A 15,886-nucleotide genomic window follows, 5' to 3' on the forward strand; every position below is an offset into this window, starting at 1 on the left:
AAATCATGACCGGAGTTTCCTGATGTCCCAGCCGGGCGCATTGCAATCCCAGCTTTCAGAGCTGGCTGATTCAGTTTTCCAGATTGAGAGCGGGCGACTCACGTTTGATCCGGCGGATCCATTTGCGACAATAATCCAGCAGATTGATGTGGCGGTATTGGGAACAACCTTGCAATTTCTTATCGAGGACAAAACACTCGAACTACAGGTTACCGGTCGCCGGTTGATCTTGGTCTCAGCGTCAAACGATCCGGCGCTTGCCTGCTGGATTGACAAGCCACTCGCGACAGAAGACCCAGAGGACGTACTGGCGATTTCCACTGCGATCAAACACTTTGCCAGTGCTGCTTCACCAAGCTCCAGGATGTTCCTGAAACCGGGTTTACCAAGACCGGATTTGTTGGGCGTCTCAGGCAGAATCTCTGGGAGTATGCTGCGAAAGACGCTTGAACAAACGTCAGTGGATCGAGGTTTTGATCCCAACACGTTGTGCGGCCAACTGAGAAATGTGTCGTTGGCATTCCTCCAAATCAAAGAGGAACGATTAGAAGCGGAGTTTGGCTCCGACGAGCTGGTGAGCGCACTTAAAGAGTTCCGAAATGATCGACTGCCGGAAATTCTGCAGTCAGAAGCTCACCCCAACAGCGAGTTTCAAGTGGAAAAACTCACCATCCTCAGCGAGACGTTGGATTCCGGAATTTGCTTAGGTTTGGTTAGATCGAAGCACTCACTTGTCTTGATAGCCTTTGATGTATGCAACCTGATCGACTTGATTTCAGTGTTTGATGATGTGATTTGAAGATCGCCGAGCAACCTTGTCTCGGTTTAATGTCAATGCATCAATAGCCTCTGATCGATCGTCGCAACGCCTGAGACGCAGGTGGACGATAGCTTATCCGCCGGGCAGGTTGGCGACAACACAGGTGCAGGGCATTGCTGAACAGCCTACCATCGGCTGGTTGGCTGCTGGGAGATGTATCTGTTCGAGAATTTTCACTTTCGGGGTGCTGGCCATATCAGTGTCAAATCGCCCGCCGGGAGTTGTGTTGCAAATTGCAGAAGTGTTCTCCCATGCCTCCCAAAGCTTTTTCTGCTTAAACAGATGCTCGACCATCTGCGTCGGGTTAGCTCCGATCGCATCAGGTTTTCGTCAATCTCCCCAAGGGCGCCATTTGGCAGTTATTGGGTGGCCATATAGCTCCTCAAAACCGACGCTCCTTGTGCATTGATTGTCATTGCAACGGTGCTGCCGAACTCTTTCGTTCCTTGATTGAGTGAAGGAAAAAGTGAAAGTATCTCCTGGCGCTGTGGGCTCGATAGCGCTTTGACCGCGTTTTTCTCCAAGAAGAAGCTTTCCGTCAGGGCTCCGTTAGACCTGACTATGTGGTGGCCTTCGAACATAAAATGAGTGTACCTTACCGCATCCATTTCCCGAATGTTTACTCCGGGCAGACCACACAGGTGTTTTGCGGCGACCAATACCTCGGATTGGCCAAACAACATTTCAACACCTGATGATTCAATCAGCACCCTGTGCTGTTGAGACAGGACAAGTTCACCTGTGTTGCCCAACACACCGGCTTCTATGACCACTGGCGCAAACGTCCCGAAGCCCCGAACTTCAGTGGTGCCGACCCAACGAACAGGTAGTAGCCCACGGTCTTTTGTCCAAACTTCATCACCAGGAAGAATATTCTGAACTGGAACGTCACCGACCGCAGTCTCTATCAACGTTCCCTCGCCAAAGCAGGCCATGAAATTTGTATAGGCCGACGTGCCTATGTTTGACCCGCTGACCTTGACATATGACGTACCGTTTTGCAGTGGCGCGGAAGTTGCATACCCCCAGACGTCCGAGAACACGCCACCTTGAGAAAACACATAAACGGTGATTTCAGGGCCAACCGGGTTGCCGCCGCTGTCAAGCGCTCGGATGATGATTTGAGACTCTGCCTCAACCTGCGTCCCGTTGCCGACGATGCCGCCCCCATCCGTGATAACGTGGTTTGCTGGATCATCGTCGTTGAAAACATTGACATCAAATGTGTCATCCAATGTAACCGTCGTGCCAGTACCTGCCGAATACTGGAAGACGGTCCCATCCGGAGTATCTGAATTATTGACTATCGGGTTACCGATGATTGACCCGTTAGAACTGGCGGTAACGATTAAGCTCGAGCTGTCCTGAGCAAAGAAACTGCGTAGTACCATGGAAACCCTTTAAGCTTGCACCTCGAAAGCCTGAGACAGCGCCTGTCCAAAGCTTGAAACGCGTCATTCTAGAGTATTCACAATGTCAGGTAAGCGCGCAATGCGGAATACGGATCAAATGTCCGTATTTATTCACAATATCGACAACTCTCAATAAACAAGACTGCAACTGGCGACCGCTCCTAACAAGGTCCGCAAATCGTTCGGTTACCCAACAGCCCAGAAAAACGTTTGGAAGTGTGATTATCTTCACTGACCAGACTGCCGAACCCACCGATACTGAGGTTATTCAAGTGAGTTCGCTTCAACGTATTTCGAAGCGTAGATTATCATTATCCTCCCCAAGGATAGGGCGCGCTGGTTGTTGGCGCGCCCATTTTCTCTGGGGCCCTAAGTTTGGCAGATATGCAGAGGTCGGGCATAAGCCCAAGATCAACCGTTGACGAACGTGTTGAACGGTATGTTGATTGGCATAGCGAAGAGTTCCTTGCCCGGTTCGCAGGACTGTCCGCCTTGGAGTAGTTAGCCAAACATTGGAGGTCAACATGAGATATAGAATTCTAAGTGTGGTTCTTGTGGGTGCAATTGCCTTACCGGCCCATGCTTTTGCGGACAAAGATGATTGGTCGGGTTTGTATAAAGGCCTGGACGTTTACGACGGTTCAATCGACTACCTATCAATATCGCTCACAAGCGTTGAAACCTTTGAACTGAGGATAATCCCATCCGTGATTTCGTTGTGTGAGACCGGGCGCGGTTGGATTGTGGCTGAAGGGAAACTGAATGACGAAGGAAAAATGCTTCGTCAAAACAGTCGTGTTTTTTGCGACGGTGAGGAACCGGCAGATGTTGCGGACAGAGTCCTAACGCTGGACGCCAACACTGGGATTATCCGCTACGAGGCAACGGATGACCGCAGGCCGCTCGTTTATCATAAAGTGTCTTCGAACTGATCTGCACTTTCTGGATAAATCGCGCCCTTGTTGGCGTCTCTAGCTTCTTGCGTGACGCCTATAGCGAGGGACACCACGCAATTTACTTGCCGCCGCACAGTCCCAGTTAACTCGCGATACTCTTTTCGTGTGGCGGTTTCCTGGCAAAAGAAGTTGTTCACGCTGATCAGAACCGAATTTGCTCCCTAGGGTTGATGGATGTGCTAATGCGGTCGCTCGAAAGACACACCCAGGGGATAGTCGACCTGGAACAACACTATTAAATTGCGCGCTTGGTCTGCCGCTGAAACCCTGCTTAGGGAGCCGTTCATCTAAAGAGGCAAACCGTGCAAACACCGATCCGTAAGCTCTTGTCTTTGGGTTTGATTGCGGCGGTCAGCTTTTGCGGAAGCATTTCCGCCCAAAGCTTACCCGCAGTTGACGGAGCAAACGGTAAGCTCTCACTAAGTGGGGTCTTGGGAGACAATGACGGTTATGCGGCAACAGGTTCTTATACCGTCCCGTTGAGTCATCGATATGGGCTTCAACTGGACGGGATTGCCGCAAATCTCGACATTGGCGGCTCCGAAGAGGTCGAAGTGTTGGGGGCTGGGTTCCACGCTTTCTGGCGCGATCCGTCCAAAGGCCTAATCGGAATCGTTGGAAGCTATACAAACTTAAAAGACGGGCTGAACGCTGATATCTTCCAAGGCGGAGTCGAGGGGGCTATCTATCGCGGGCGGTTTTCTTTGGACGCCATAGCAGGCGTTACTGCTGGCGATGTAATTGACTCCGACTTATTCCTTCGAACGCTGGCATCTTATTACCCAACCGATAACACCAACTTGCAACTTGGATATGGTTTCCAGAACGACGACAGTTCGCTTCTCTACGGAGGAGAAATTGCATTCGACACCCAAAACGGCCCATCTTCATCTCTGTATTTATCCGGCAAACTGAGAGAAGGCGGCAACAACTATATAGAAACCGGTCTTCGTATCTACTTCGGCAAATCTGGCAAGCCGCTTATCCGACGACACCGCGAAGATGATCCAATGCAGCTTCTGCGCCCCGTCAATATCGATGACTGGATATGTGGCACTGATGTCGATCCGAGGACCCCTATCATACCAGCCGTGGCAAGACTCTGCGCTCAGCCTCGTTGATGACCGCCTAAAACAAACGAATACCCACCCTCGCATAAACTTCTCTGTTGGCTTGGCTCAAATGTCAGGTTTTGCCAGGCCCAGAGCGTTGCTTTCCGTTGGCTTAGCCATACCATCCCCACTACTATCGCGCGTGTGGGTTCTTTCCGGCTCTGGAAGAAACTAAAGGCTGAACCATTCAATCACCCTAGCTCAGATATCGTTTGATTTGTTTCAAACCCATGATCCTACGATTTCCCGCAAGATTCAGGGCGAAGACAAGCACAACGATCTGTATTTCTTTGCTTTTGTGGCGACCCCGGCAGGATTCGAACCTGCAACCTGCCCCTTAGGAGGGGGCTGCTCTATCCAGTTGAGCCACGGGGCCACGCATCGCCTTCTGTACCTTGGTTTTTTGGGGTTGTCATGGCCTTTGCACAACAGTTGTACAGATCGCCTTGTTCACGCTACCATCGGGCAAAACAACAACGCAGGTGCCCTCCGTGAACACTGAAACAAAACGCCCGCTTACCCTCCGCGATGTCTCTGAGGCGTCCGGTGTTTCCGAGATGACGGTCAGCCGGGTCCTGCGTAATCGGGGTGATGTATCAGATGCCACCCGCACCCGCGTTTTGGCCGCCGCAAAAGAGCTGGGATATGTGCCAAACAAGATCGCCGGGGCATTAGCCTCGAGCCGGGTGAATCTTGTGGCGGTGATCATCCCGTCGCTGTCAAACATGGTGTTTCCCGAGGTTCTGACGGGCGTTAATCAGGTTCTGGAAGATACCCAGTTACAGCCGGTGGTTGGCGTCACCGACTACCTGCCCGAAAAAGAAGAAAAAGTGCTGTACGAAATGCTCTCGTGGCGGCCTTCTGGCGTGATCATCGCGGGTCTGGAGCACACAGAAGCCGCGCGCGCCATGCTGGATTCGGCCGGTATTCCTGTGGTCGAAATCATGGACACAGACGGCAAGCCCGTGGACGCCATGGTCGGTATTTCGCATCGCCGCGCCGGGCGCGAGATGGCGCAGGCCATCCTGAAGGCCGGGTATCAGCATATCGGGTTCATGGGCACCAAGATGCCGTTGGATCACCGCGCCCGCAAGCGGTTCGAAGGGTTCACCGAGGTGCTGGGCAAGCATGGAATTGAGATAGAAGACCGCGAGTTTTACTCTGGCGGCTCTGCGCTGGCCAAGGGCCGCGAGATGACACAGACGATGCTTGAGCGCTCACCCGAGTTGGATTTTCTGTATTACTCCAATGATATGATCGGTGCTGGCGGGCTGTTGTACCTGCTGGAACAAGGCATCGACATTCCCGGTCAGATCGGATTGGCCGGGTTCAATAATGTGGAACTGCTGCAAGGGCTGCCGCGCAAACTGGCCACGATGGACGCCTGCCGTCTGGAGATCGGGCGCAAGGCCGCCGAAATCATCTCGGCGCGGCTGGATGATCCGGACTCCGAGATTGAAACGCGTGTCACTCTCACACCCAAGATCAGCTTTGGTGAAACGCTAAAACGGCGCTGGTGACATTGGCCCTACAACAGATCGACAACCAAACGGCCCGCGCCGTTTTTATGGATCGGCATGCGCTGGCTGAGCCGCCTTCGGGGAACGCCAAAGGCGCAGACCTTCTTGCGCTGATCCGGCGGCTTGGCTTTGTTCAGTTGGACAGTATCAACACCGTTGCCCGTGCCCATGACATGATCTTGTTTTCGCGCAGGCCGAGCTATCGCAGCAAGAACCTCAAACACCTGTACGAACGCGACAAGGCGTTGTTTGAACATTGGACACACGACGCTGCCGTCATTCCGATGGACTATTATTCGCATTGGCATTTGCGCTTTCAACGCGACGCAGATCTGTTGAAATCAAGGTGGAAAAACTGGCGACGCGACGGGTTTGAACAACAATTCGAAACCGTGCTGCAACATATCCGCGATCATGGCCCCGTCTCCTCGTCGGATGTGGGCAAGGATGAAAAGAAAGGGTCGGGCGGTTGGTGGGACTGGCACCCGTCCAAAACAGCATTGGAATTCCTGTGGCGCTCAGGTGCGTTGACGGTCATTGGCCGCGAAGGATTTCAGAAGCGCTATGACCTGACCGAGCGGGTGATCGAGACGCATCTTTGTCCGGGTCACACGCCCTGCGACGCTGACAGGACGGTGGATTGGCTTTGCAACGCTGCGCTGGACCGGCTTGGGTTTGCTACATCGGGCGAACTGGCGGCGTTTTGGGACACGGTCAGTCCCGCCGAAGCCAAGGCGTGGTGCGCCACAGCCTTGCAGCATGGCACCGTTGAAGAGCTTGAAATGGCCTGCGTGGATGGGCGGTTGCGCAAAGTCATGGCCCGTCCGGGGTTGCTTGACGAGACGGCCGCGCTGACACCGCCTTCTGGTCGGACCAGGGTTCTCAGCCCCTTTGATCCAATGTTGCGTGATCGCAAACGGGCCGAACGACTGTTTGGATTCCACTACAGGATCGAGGTCTTTGTCCCCGAGCCCAAACGGACTTATGGCTATTACGTCTTCCCGCTGCTGGAAGCTGACAAACTTATCGGACGGATCGACATGAAGGCGCATCGGGACTGCGGCGAACTGCGTGTACGGGCCGTTTGGCCTGAAAGCCGCGTGCGTTGGTCAGAGGCGCGGAGCCGAAGACTGCAGTCTGAACTGGACCGGGTTCGGCGTTTTGCCAATCTGGATCGGGTCGAGTTCGCCAAAGACTGGCTAAAAGACCCTAAATAGGCTCTAGTTAGCGGCGGACAGGGTCAGCCGGATACTGTCCAACCCGTCAATTCCACCTTCGATCACATCCCCAGCCACCACTGGACCGACGCCAGCCGGCGTGCCAGTCAGGATCAAATCCCCGGGCCGCAGATGGTAGAAGCCTGAAAGATGGCTGATGATTTCGTCAATTTTCCAGATCAACTCTGCCAGGGTTGCATCCTGCCGGATTTCTCCATTCACGCTCAGATGGATGCGCTTGTCATCATCCGGCGACCAGGCGGTTGACCGGGTCAACGGGGCAAAAACAGCGCTGTTTTCGACATCCTTGCCCAAATCCCAGGGTCGTTGCTTGTTACGCTCACGAATTTGCAGGTCACGCCGGGTCATATCCAACGCGCAGCCATAGGCATAGACCGCATCCAGAGCCTCGGTGCTGGTGGCGCGAAACACCGGCTTGCCGAGTGCGACGGCCAGTTCCATCTCATGATGGAAATTTTCGGTTCCGGGCGGGAAAGGAACGGTTTTACCTGTCAAAACCGCATTGGCGGCAGATTTCGTAAAGTAAAACGGAGCTTCTGGGTCAACCTCATTTCCCATCTCGGCCGCATGAGCTGCGTAGTTCCGTCCGACACAGAAGATCCGCCCAACCGGATACGCACCAGCCTCACCGTCAACAGGGATGGTTATAGGTTCCGGCAGAGTGAACAGGTTATCTTGCATAGTGATCCCTTTTGATTGCGAAACACGCATCGTGGTAGGCGCATTTGCACTGGCAAGTGATTGGAACACGCCAGTTTCTGCCAACACCCTTAGATTGTTTCGGCATGAATTTGCTCAATTTTCTTCCACATCTCAGCGATCGTTCCCAGCGGCAGTTCGTTGCGCCTTTATAGGCGCGACCAATCGATAAGCCCAATCGGATTCGGAAGCTGGTTCGCTGGACACATGAGGTAGCAAAAAGAAGAGTGTCCAAACCGTTCGGAATTTCTGGGTACTGCAGCTTGGCTTGCGCATGAATTGCAGATGCCAACGTTCATTGAAGTGATTGAAGACATATTGTGCCTATTGCGCACAATATCCCGGTAACACCAACCGCCTTGGAAAATTACCAGGGCAAAACAGCACTACGACCCTGACTCGAAGATACCTATTGCTGGCACCACCAGAAGTCGGCATTAGGCTACGACCGCTTCGGAGCGCATAGGCACAAGGTCCATCCCCCTGGATCCTTCGGGCCGTTCGGTGAACCGTATTTTCGGTTCTGCAATTGCTTCGAAGTGAGGACCTGGATTTTAATCCAGTCTGGGTCTGGCCTCCCCGCCGGAGAATTCCCCCTACCTTCTCCGGCGGGGTGCCAAAATCAGGGGTTCAAGGACCCGATGGTCAGGTCTCCAGATCTTTCAACTCAGTCAAAAGATCCAGCAGCAATTCATGCTTTTCGGGGCCCAGTTGAGTTCGAATGCGCTCGGCCTGTGCGACGCTGACAGCAAGGTTTGCGTGAATAACTTCCACACCGCCCTTGCTGATCTCGACAATCTGGCGGCGCCGGTCCACCGGATGGTTGCGCCGGGCGATCAAGTCTTTTTGCTCAAGGTTTTGCAGAATGCGCGTCAGGCTGGGCAGCAGTAGGCAGGCCCTCTCGGCGATGTGGGTTGGCTCCTGCGGTCCCTCTTCGTTGAGAACGCGCAAGACGCGCCATTGCTGTTCGGTGACGCCTGCATCGCTCAGCAATGTGCGAATGGGACCCATGACCTTTTCCCGTGCTCTCAGCAGAGCAATCGGCAAAGATCGAGAGGTAAGTGGAAGTTCGTCAGTCATACGGAATCTTGGCCGAAATCCAGTAGGTTCGCAAGCAATCCACCGGAATTGAGAGTCTTAGGAAACGGAATTGACCTTGCCTGTTGAATACCTATCACTGATCTCAAAGACATACGCACCCCGGGCTCGCCCGTCTGGTGCCGCACGGGAGGATCAGAATGAAATGGGATGAGTTCGCCGGATGGGGCAAGAAAGTCGCGGATTGGACGCAGGACTATCATCAGAATGTCGGCGACAAACCGGTACGGGCGCGAACCGAACCGGGTGATGTTCTCAATGCTTTGCCTGCTGCACCGCCAGAACACGCGCAGCCCATGGAAGACATCTTTCAGGACTTTGAGAAAATTGTGATGCCGGGGATCACCCATTGGCAGCACCCCCGGTTCTTTGCCTATTTCAACGCAAACGCCTCGGCCCCATCAGTCTTGGCCGAGTTCCTGACCAGCGCAATCGCGCCGCAATGCATGTTGTGGCAGACCTCGCCCGCTGCGACGGAAATGGAAACGCGGATGATGGACTGGCTGCGTCAGGCGCTAGATTTGCCAGAAGGGTTTGCCGGGGTCATTCAGGATTCAGCCTCATCAGCCACATTGGCCGCCGTGCTGACAATGCGTGAAAAGGCGCTGGATTGGCAGGGCAATCGACACGGTCTGTTCGGGAAGAAACCGCTCCGAATCTACTGTTCATCCGAGGTCCATACATCGATAGACCGGGCCATTTGGGTGGCCGGGATTGGTCAGGACAACCTTGTACGCGTTCCAATCAAAGGGGATTGGCGCGGTATGGATCCGGAAGCCTTGGACAAGGCGATTCAGTCCGATTTAGACTCTGGTTTACACCCTGCAGGTGTCATTCTTTGCGTTGGCGGAACCGGGACAGGGGCGACTGACCCGGTGGACCGCTGTCTGGAGATTGCGCAAAAACACGGGCTGTATACCCATGTGGATGCGGCATGGGCGGGATCAGCAATGATATGTCCTGAATATCGGCACTATTGGCCGGGCATCGATCAGGCGGACAGCATCGTCTTCAATCCGCATAAGTGGCTGGGCATACAGTTCGATTGCTGCGCGCATTTCCTTAAAAACCCCGATGATCTGGTGCAAACACTGGCGATCAGCCCCGAATACCTGAAAACACACGGCAAGGACGGGATCATCAATTACTCAGAGTGGACTGTTGCGCTGGGTCGTCGCTTCCGTGCACTAAAGCTTTGGTTCGTGATCCGAGCCTATGGTCTTGAAGGTCTGCGGGATAGGCTACGAAATCACGTCAACTGGTCCAAGGATCTGCATGACCGGCTGGCCGCCGAACCGGATTTCGAAATAGTTACCCCTCCGATGTGGTCCCTTTGGACTTTTCGTTTTGTACCGACCGAAAACCCCGATTTGTACAACTTGGAAGACCTGAACCTGCGCCTGGTGAACGCAATCAACGACGACGGGCGTATTTACCTGACGCAAACACGGGTGGATGGCACGTTTGTCATTCGCTTTCAGGCGGGACAGTTCGAAACCACCGAAGAGGACGTGAAGATGGCGTTTGATGTCATCACAGAAATCGCCCGATCCCTGACAGACTAAGACTGGAGAACACTCAATGGCTGCCCCGACAAACACGTTCAAACAGGCTCTGACACAGGGAAAACGGCAAATCGGCTGCTGGATGAGTTTCGCCGAGCCCATCACTGCCGAAATCATGGGAACCGCAGGTTTCGATTGGTTGGTGATTGATGGTGAGCATGCGCCGAATGACATTCGATCAATTCGGGATCAGCTGATGGCGCTGGCCAACAGCGCGTCTCATCCGGTGGTGCGAATACCGGTGGGTGAAACCTGGTTGATAAAAATGGTTCTGGATGCGGGCGCGCAGACCATTCTGGTACCCATTGTGGAAAGCGCCGAACAGGCGCGAGAATTGGTGCGCGCCTGTCGCTATCCGCCAGAGGGGGTGCGTGGGGTCGGCGCATCAGCGTCGCGGGCGACGACGTATGGGACCACAAGTGATTATATCCAAACGGCGGATCAGGAAATCTGTCTATTGGTTCAGGTCGAAAACCGCGCTGGAATAGCGGCGCTGGACGAGATCCTTCAGGTTGACGGTGTTGACGGTGTTTTTATCGGGCCCGCCGACCTGTCCACGGACATGGGATTTCAGGGCAACAGCAAAGCCCCCGAAGTGCGCGAAGTGATTGCCGACGCTCTGTCCAGGACTAAAGCCGCAGGTAAGGCACCCGGCATTCTGGGCACCAATGTAGAAGCAACGCAAACGTATCTGGAAATGGGCGCGCAGTTTCTGGCAGTAGGGATCGACGTCATGCTGCTGACACAGGCATCAAGGGCATTAGCGAAAGAGTGGAAAGCAAAATAGCGCGTCAGGCGCGCATCGTAGCAGCGGCCTGCGCGTAACCGCCCGAGGCACCGTCGACGAAATGCACATGATCATCGCGCGTGGCCGCCGGGACAAAGCAGGTCATCATCGCTTCGTCTTGTGCGTGCAGGCCATACCGGATTTTGCCACGCCCGCGCGCCTCTTCCAGCAGATGTTCGATCTGCGCGCGTGTACCCTGGTCGCAATCCAAGGTCATCTTCAACCCGTCATCGAATTTTCGAAAATCAGCATTGCTGCTGACCATGCGCTTGTAATGCTCCGGTTCGAACTGCCCCAATCGTTTTCCTGTTTTGAACAGCAGTCCGATTAGCAGATTTTGCATCAATAGAAGTGTTTTTTGCACAAACATGTTCCGACCGTTGCGGGACACATGTGCATCAATTTCCACACCCGGAGGCGGCCAAGTGATCGGTGGGCCGTTGACAGGGACCGGATGGCCGCCACGCTCCAGCCCCTCAGATGCGGACAACACAGATTTCACCAGATCGGAAAAATCGCTTTCGGTGGCGGCCGGCGTGGGTTGCACAACAACCGAGACGATCCGGCCATGTTGTGCCGGGCTGTTGGACCATCGGCAAGACAACCCCGTCAGGTCGGGCGCTGCTCCTGGATCGGCCGGAGGAACCTCATGGCTCCCTGCTTTCATCTGCGCATCGGCCCAGGCCAAGCCTCCGCCAGAAAACATGGCATAATCCACACCCGTCGACGGCGCATAGCGCGCCACACGCAGATCTTTGCCCGTTTGCCTTATCTCGGCCACAGAAACCAACGCGGCGCGCAGGGGCATCGAAAACTCTTCCTCCGCCCAGCGCCGCAAGGACGCCAGAGTGATACGCGCAGTTTCAGCGGCGCTGGGCGGAATGGCAAAGCCTGCACCATCACCACCAAAGACATAAGGAAACAGCTTGCCGTCCATCGCGTTGATCATGGCCGAGATCACCGCCGCCCCGACCATGTTCACCGTCTTGTATCGGCCTCGTTCAATTTCCCCTGTGGAATCAACAATATCTGCTACACCCAGCACCCAATCATCAGGTACCGGGGTAAATTGCGCTGGGTCCGCCAATCGAGTGAAGTCACGCAGCAAGGGCAGGTTTTCATAAAACGCGGAATGAAGGTCTTTCATTGTCCCCTCAGGTTCGGGTGTGAGCAAAGGATAGTTCGAATGTGATCGCTGTCCGCCCTCTGCAACATTGTACACGTGCTTGTGCGTTTTGCCATGGCGTGCCAAGCATTCCTTCAGAACCTTGGGAAGGGGCCGTTCATGCAGGCAGGTTTGGTGATTTTGTGTCTGGCCTACGTCCTCAGCCAGTTCTTTCGCGCTTTTCTGGCGGTTCTCAGCCTGGATCTGGAACACGATATCGGTGCCACGCCAGAAGATCTGGCATTTGCCTCGGGCCTTTGGTTTCTGGTCTTCGCGGCGATGCAGATCCCGGTGGGCTGGGCGTTGGACCGCGTCGGCCCGCGTTTGACAGCCGCGGCTTTGCTATTGGCTGGCGGTGCAGGTGGCGCGGGTGTGTTCGCTGTTGCCACATCGCCGCTGCATATCAGCATTGCCATGGGATTGATCGGCATCGGGTGCTCTCCGGTTCTGATGGCGTCTTACTATATCTTCGCGCACGAATACCCCCCCGCAAGGTTCGCCACGCTGGCAGCCGTAATGCTGGGCGTTGGATCGGTGGGTAATCTGGTGGCGTCTTATCCAACAGCTTTGGCGGTCGAGATGATGGGCTGGCGCGCAACAATGGCTGGGCTAGCCGGGGTGTCCGCCGCCATCGCCGCCGGTATCTGGCTGAGCGTGCACGACCCCGCCAAGGTTGAGACAGACCACAAGGGATCGCTGCTGGATCTGCTGAAAGAGCCCGCCCTTTGGCTGATCCTGCCGCTGATGCTGGTCGCTTACGCTCCGTCTGCCGCGTTGCGCGGGTTGTGGGCAGGACCGTATCTGAGCGATGTGTTTGGGCTTGGCACCACCCAGATCGGAACAGCGACATTGGTGATGGGGGCGGCAATGATTGCAGGAACGTTTGTCTATGGGCCGCTCGACCGGGTGTTTGGCACACGAAAATGGGTGGTGTTCGCAGGCAATGCGCTGGGCGCTGCGGCTTTGGGCCTGCTGTGCCTGTGGATTGACAGTGGCATTTGGATTTCGGTTCTGCTGCTGGCCGTCATCGGGTTTTTGGGGGCAAGCTTTCCGGTGATCATGGCCCATGGTCGTGCCTTTGTGCCGCCGCATCTGGTGGGGCGCGGGGTCACTTTGTTGAACCTCTTTGGCATCGGAGGCGTGGGCATCGCGCAATTCGTCACCGGGCGCATTCACGCTGCCACCGTCGAGACGGGATCAACCGCACCCTACACGGCTATTTTTGGCTTTTTTGCTGTTACCCTTGCCATCGGTTGCGTGATCTATCTATTCAGCCGGGATAGCGTGGACTGAATTCGACAGGATCATTCAGAAAGGAGAGTGCTGTGCAGGAAATCGAGGTCATTGCACCCAACCTGAAGCACAGCCTTTCAGGGGTGACCACAACCATCATTCGTCTACTTCCCATCCAAAAAAAGATGATTGGGATTGTGGCAACAGGCCCCGGTCTGCCGGAAGATCTGCCGCATATTCGGCTGTTCAAAGTTCCGTTCCTGTCGAACCGCACAACGCGGGTCTGGCACGCGCGGCGTAACACCGAAATGCTGATGGGTCTGTTCCTAAGAACGGTCTTGCGGCGAAACCTGAAACTTCTGTTCACATCGGCCGCGCAACGGGATCATTCCGGGTTCACAAAATGGCTGATCTCAAAAATGGACGCGCTGATTGCCACGACACCACAGGCAGCGTCGTTCCTGAAACACCCGTCAACGGTCATCATGCATGGCGTGAACACAGAACTGTTTCACCCAGCCGATGACAAGCCGGCGTTACGGCAAAAGCTTGACCTGCCCGACGGGTTTTTGATTGGCTGCTTTGGGCGCATCCGGCCACAAAAGGGTGTCGACCTTTTGGTCGACGCGGCGATTGACGTGCTACCATCCTTCCCCGAGGCCAGTATCGTATTCACAGGCCGTGCGACCAAAGAATTCGAAGCCTTTCAGCAAGAACAGGTACTAAAGCTGAAAGACGCCGGCCTTGCGGATCGCGTTCGGTTTCTGGGCGAACGCCCTTGGGAAGAGATTGTCGAAACATACCGGGCGCTGGATATCTTTGCTGCCCCGGCCCGTCACGAAGGGTTTGGGCTGACCCCGCTTGAGGCGATGGCCTCTGGTGTTCCTGCAATTGCCTGCCACGGCGTAGGCGCCTTTAGTGCGCAGATCGAAGACGGCGTCACCGGGCGTTTGTTCGAGAAAGACAACGCGCCGGAATTGGCCGCAGCGCTCAGGTCGATGCTGGACGATCCGGCGAAGTTGACTGCGGCCGGACAGGCCGCAAGGGCGCGGGTTGAGCAGAAATTTAGAATCGAAGGCGAAGCGGAAGCCATCGTTCGCGTCTATCGATCACTGCTAAGCGCGGACTAAAACGAACCCAACCGTATCAATTCGACGTCAAACATCGAATTCGGCCCCGAAAGCCCTTTTTTCTTTTCTGCATCGCGGCTATGAACGCGCGTCCTTTATTCAGGAGACTAGAAATGGGCTATCGCGTCGTCATCGTCGGCGCCACGGGTAACGTGGGCCGCGAAATGCTGAACATCCTGGCTGAGCGCCAGTTCCCCGTGGACGAACTTGCCGTGTTGGCAAGCCGCCGTTCGCTGGGTACAGAGGTCAGCTTTGGCGATAAGACACTCACGACGCAGGACCTGGATACATTCGACTTCAACGGATGGGATATCGCGCTGTTTGCGGTCGGATCTGCTGCGACCAAAGACTATGCCCCAAAAGCCGCAGCCGCGGGTTGCGTGGTGATCGATAACTCGTCGCTCTATCGCTATGATCCGGACATCCCGCTGATCGTGCCAGAGTGTAACCCGCAGGCGATCCATGATTACGCCAAGAAGAACATCATCGCCAATCCCAACTGCTCGACCGCGCAGATGGTGGTGGCGCTGAAACCTTTGCATGACCGTGCCAAGATCAAACGCGTTGTCGTCTCGACCTATCAATCCGTGTCAGGTGCCGGCAAAGACGGTATGGACGAGCTGTGGGATCAAACCAAAGCGGTTTACAACCCGACGACCGAGGTAGAGCCGAACAAGTTCCAGAAGCAAATTGCTTTCAACGTCATTCCGCAGATCGACGTTTTCATGGAAGACGGCACGACCAAAGAAGAATGGAAGATGGTCGTTGAGACCAAAAAGATCGTCGATCCGGCGATTAAGGTCACTGCAACTTGTGTCCGCGTCCCGGTTTTTGTCGGCCATTCCGAAGCGGTAAACATCGAATTCGAAGAGTTTCTGGATGAAGATGAAGCCCGCGACATCCTGCGCGAGGCACCGGGCATCATGGTGATCGATAAGCGTGAGGCTGGCGGCTATGTCTCACCCATCGAATGCGTCGGCGATTTCGCAACGTTCATCAGCCGTATCCGGCAGGATTCGACCGTCGAAAACGGCCTGAACCTGTGGTGCGTTTCGGACAACCTACGTAAGGGCGCGGCGCTAAACGCAGTACAAATCGCCGAACTGCTGGGCCGTGAGGTTCTGAAAAAAGGCTGATCGAAAGTCAGGCAC

At 55.0% G+C, this 15,886-nt stretch carries 14 protein-coding genes and 1 tRNA gene; 10 read left to right on the plus strand and 5 right to left on the minus strand.

The annotated features are described in order from the left end of the window. Positions 1–22: 22 nt before the first annotated feature. Entirely contained in the window at positions 23–799 is a 777-nt protein-coding gene (locus ACR0BU_RS11120; RefSeq protein WP_480737516.1) for a hypothetical protein, read from the plus strand. A 380-nt stretch (positions 800–1,179) separates the two neighbouring features. Here ACR0BU_RS11120 and ACR0BU_RS11125 read toward each other — a convergent pair whose 3' ends face one another. Next, on the minus strand, positions 1,180–2,211 hold the full coding sequence (locus tag ACR0BU_RS11125) for a Hint domain-containing protein (protein ID WP_480737515.1): 1,032 nt from the start codon (positions 2,209–2,211) through the stop codon (positions 1,180–1,182). Positions 2,212–2,756: 545 nt separating this feature from the next. Here ACR0BU_RS11125 and ACR0BU_RS11130 point away from each other — a divergent pair. Together ACR0BU_RS11130 and ACR0BU_RS11135 are read left to right on the plus strand one after the other, a co-directional pair. After that, positions 2,757–3,164 carry a hypothetical protein gene (locus tag ACR0BU_RS11130; RefSeq protein ID WP_480737513.1) on the plus strand — a complete coding sequence of 136 codons (408 nt, stop codon included), beginning with the start codon at positions 2,757–2,759 and terminating at the stop codon, positions 3,162–3,164. 326 nt (positions 3,165–3,490) lie between these two features. Then, positions 3,491–4,309, plus strand: coding sequence for a hypothetical protein (locus tag ACR0BU_RS11135; RefSeq protein WP_480737511.1), 819 nt, complete (start codon positions 3,491–3,493; stop codon positions 4,307–4,309). A 290-nt stretch (positions 4,310–4,599) separates the two neighbouring features. Here the strand turns inward: ACR0BU_RS11135 and ACR0BU_RS11140 are convergent. Further along, positions 4,600–4,676: transfer RNA gene (locus ACR0BU_RS11140), tRNA-Arg, on the minus strand. Between the two features lie 115 nt (positions 4,677–4,791). On the opposite strand from ACR0BU_RS11140, the gene ACR0BU_RS11145 reads away from it, so the two are divergent. Both ACR0BU_RS11145 and ACR0BU_RS11150 read left to right on the plus strand, forming a co-directional pair. Then, positions 4,792–5,820, plus strand: a complete 1,029-nt coding sequence (locus tag ACR0BU_RS11145; protein ID WP_480737509.1) for a LacI family DNA-binding transcriptional regulator — start codon at positions 4,792–4,794, stop codon at positions 5,818–5,820. Positions 5,821–5,822: 2 nt separating this feature from the next. Continuing rightward, positions 5,823–7,037 (plus strand): winged helix-turn-helix domain-containing protein, encoded by a 1,215-nt coding sequence (locus ACR0BU_RS11150; RefSeq protein WP_480737569.1) that lies wholly within the window; start codon positions 5,823–5,825, stop codon positions 7,035–7,037. Positions 7,038–7,040: 3 nt separating this feature from the next. Here the strand turns inward: ACR0BU_RS11150 and ACR0BU_RS11155 are convergent, their stop codons facing one another. Then, positions 7,041–7,739 carry a fumarylacetoacetate hydrolase family protein gene (locus ACR0BU_RS11155; protein WP_480737507.1) on the minus strand — a complete coding sequence of 233 codons (699 nt, stop codon included), beginning with the start codon at positions 7,737–7,739 and terminating at the stop codon, positions 7,041–7,043. Positions 7,740–8,402: 663 nt separating this feature from the next. Further along, complete coding sequence (gene hpaR, locus ACR0BU_RS11160; protein ID WP_298935805.1) at positions 8,403–8,837, minus strand: homoprotocatechuate degradation operon regulator HpaR; 435 nt, start codon at positions 8,835–8,837, stop codon at positions 8,403–8,405. A 158-nt stretch (positions 8,838–8,995) separates the two neighbouring features. Here hpaR and ACR0BU_RS11165 point away from each other — a divergent pair, with 158 nt between their 5' ends. After that, positions 8,996–10,420 (plus strand): pyridoxal phosphate-dependent decarboxylase family protein, encoded by a 1,425-nt coding sequence (locus ACR0BU_RS11165; RefSeq protein ID WP_480737505.1) that lies wholly within the window; start codon positions 8,996–8,998, stop codon positions 10,418–10,420. 16 nt (positions 10,421–10,436) lie between these two features. Beyond that, positions 10,437–11,207: an HpcH/HpaI aldolase family protein gene (locus tag ACR0BU_RS11170; protein WP_480737503.1), complete on the plus strand. Its 771-nt coding sequence runs from the start codon at positions 10,437–10,439 to the stop codon at positions 11,205–11,207. A 4-nt stretch (positions 11,208–11,211) separates the two neighbouring features. Here the strand turns inward: ACR0BU_RS11170 and ACR0BU_RS11175 are convergent, their stop codons facing one another. Then, positions 11,212–12,354: a DUF3095 domain-containing protein gene (locus tag ACR0BU_RS11175; RefSeq protein WP_480737501.1), complete on the minus strand. Its 1,143-nt coding sequence runs from the start codon at positions 12,352–12,354 to the stop codon at positions 11,212–11,214. A 138-nt stretch (positions 12,355–12,492) separates the two neighbouring features. Between ACR0BU_RS11175 and ACR0BU_RS11180 the strand changes: the two genes are divergently transcribed. The 3 genes from ACR0BU_RS11180 to ACR0BU_RS11190 all read left to right on the plus strand — a co-directional run bounded on the left by ACR0BU_RS11180 (position 12,493) and on the right by ACR0BU_RS11190 (position 15,871). Continuing rightward, positions 12,493–13,665 (plus strand): MFS transporter, encoded by a 1,173-nt coding sequence (locus tag ACR0BU_RS11180; RefSeq protein ID WP_480737499.1) that lies wholly within the window; start codon positions 12,493–12,495, stop codon positions 13,663–13,665. Positions 13,666–13,697: 32 nt separating this feature from the next. After that, a complete protein-coding gene (locus ACR0BU_RS11185) occupies positions 13,698–14,735 on the plus strand; it encodes a glycosyltransferase family 4 protein (RefSeq protein ID WP_480737498.1) in 1,038 nt (345 codons plus the stop codon). A 113-nt stretch (positions 14,736–14,848) separates the two neighbouring features. Then, entirely contained in the window at positions 14,849–15,871 is a 1,023-nt protein-coding gene (locus ACR0BU_RS11190) for an aspartate-semialdehyde dehydrogenase (protein ID WP_480737496.1), read from the plus strand. The last annotated feature ends 15 nt before the right edge of the window (positions 15,872–15,886 follow it).

This window comes from Ruegeria sp. CK2 (assembly GCF_056536585.1).

Coding starts and splice junctions, on each gene's coding strand:
- ACR0BU_RS11120 (WP_480737516.1), top strand. CDS start 23: ATGTCCCAGCCGGGCGCATTGCAATCCCAGCTTTCAGAGCTGGCTGAT.
- ACR0BU_RS11125 (WP_480737515.1), bottom strand. CDS start 2,211: ATGGTACTACGCAGTTTCTTTGCTCAGGACAGCTCGAGCTTAATCGTT.
- ACR0BU_RS11130 (WP_480737513.1), top strand. CDS start 2,757: ATGAGATATAGAATTCTAAGTGTGGTTCTTGTGGGTGCAATTGCCTTA.
- ACR0BU_RS11155 (WP_480737507.1), bottom strand. CDS start 7,739: ATGCAAGATAACCTGTTCACTCTGCCGGAACCTATAACCATCCCTGTT.
- hpaR (WP_298935805.1), bottom strand. CDS start 8,837: ATGACTGACGAACTTCCACTTACCTCTCGATCTTTGCCGATTGCTCTG.
- ACR0BU_RS11165 (WP_480737505.1), top strand. CDS start 8,996: ATGAAATGGGATGAGTTCGCCGGATGGGGCAAGAAAGTCGCGGATTGG.
- ACR0BU_RS11170 (WP_480737503.1), top strand. CDS start 10,437: ATGGCTGCCCCGACAAACACGTTCAAACAGGCTCTGACACAGGGAAAA.
- ACR0BU_RS11175 (WP_480737501.1), bottom strand. CDS start 12,354: ATGAAAGACCTTCATTCCGCGTTTTATGAAAACCTGCCCTTGCTGCGT.
- ACR0BU_RS11180 (WP_480737499.1), top strand. CDS start 12,493: ATGCAGGCAGGTTTGGTGATTTTGTGTCTGGCCTACGTCCTCAGCCAG.
- ACR0BU_RS11190 (WP_480737496.1), top strand. CDS start 14,849: ATGGGCTATCGCGTCGTCATCGTCGGCGCCACGGGTAACGTGGGCCGC.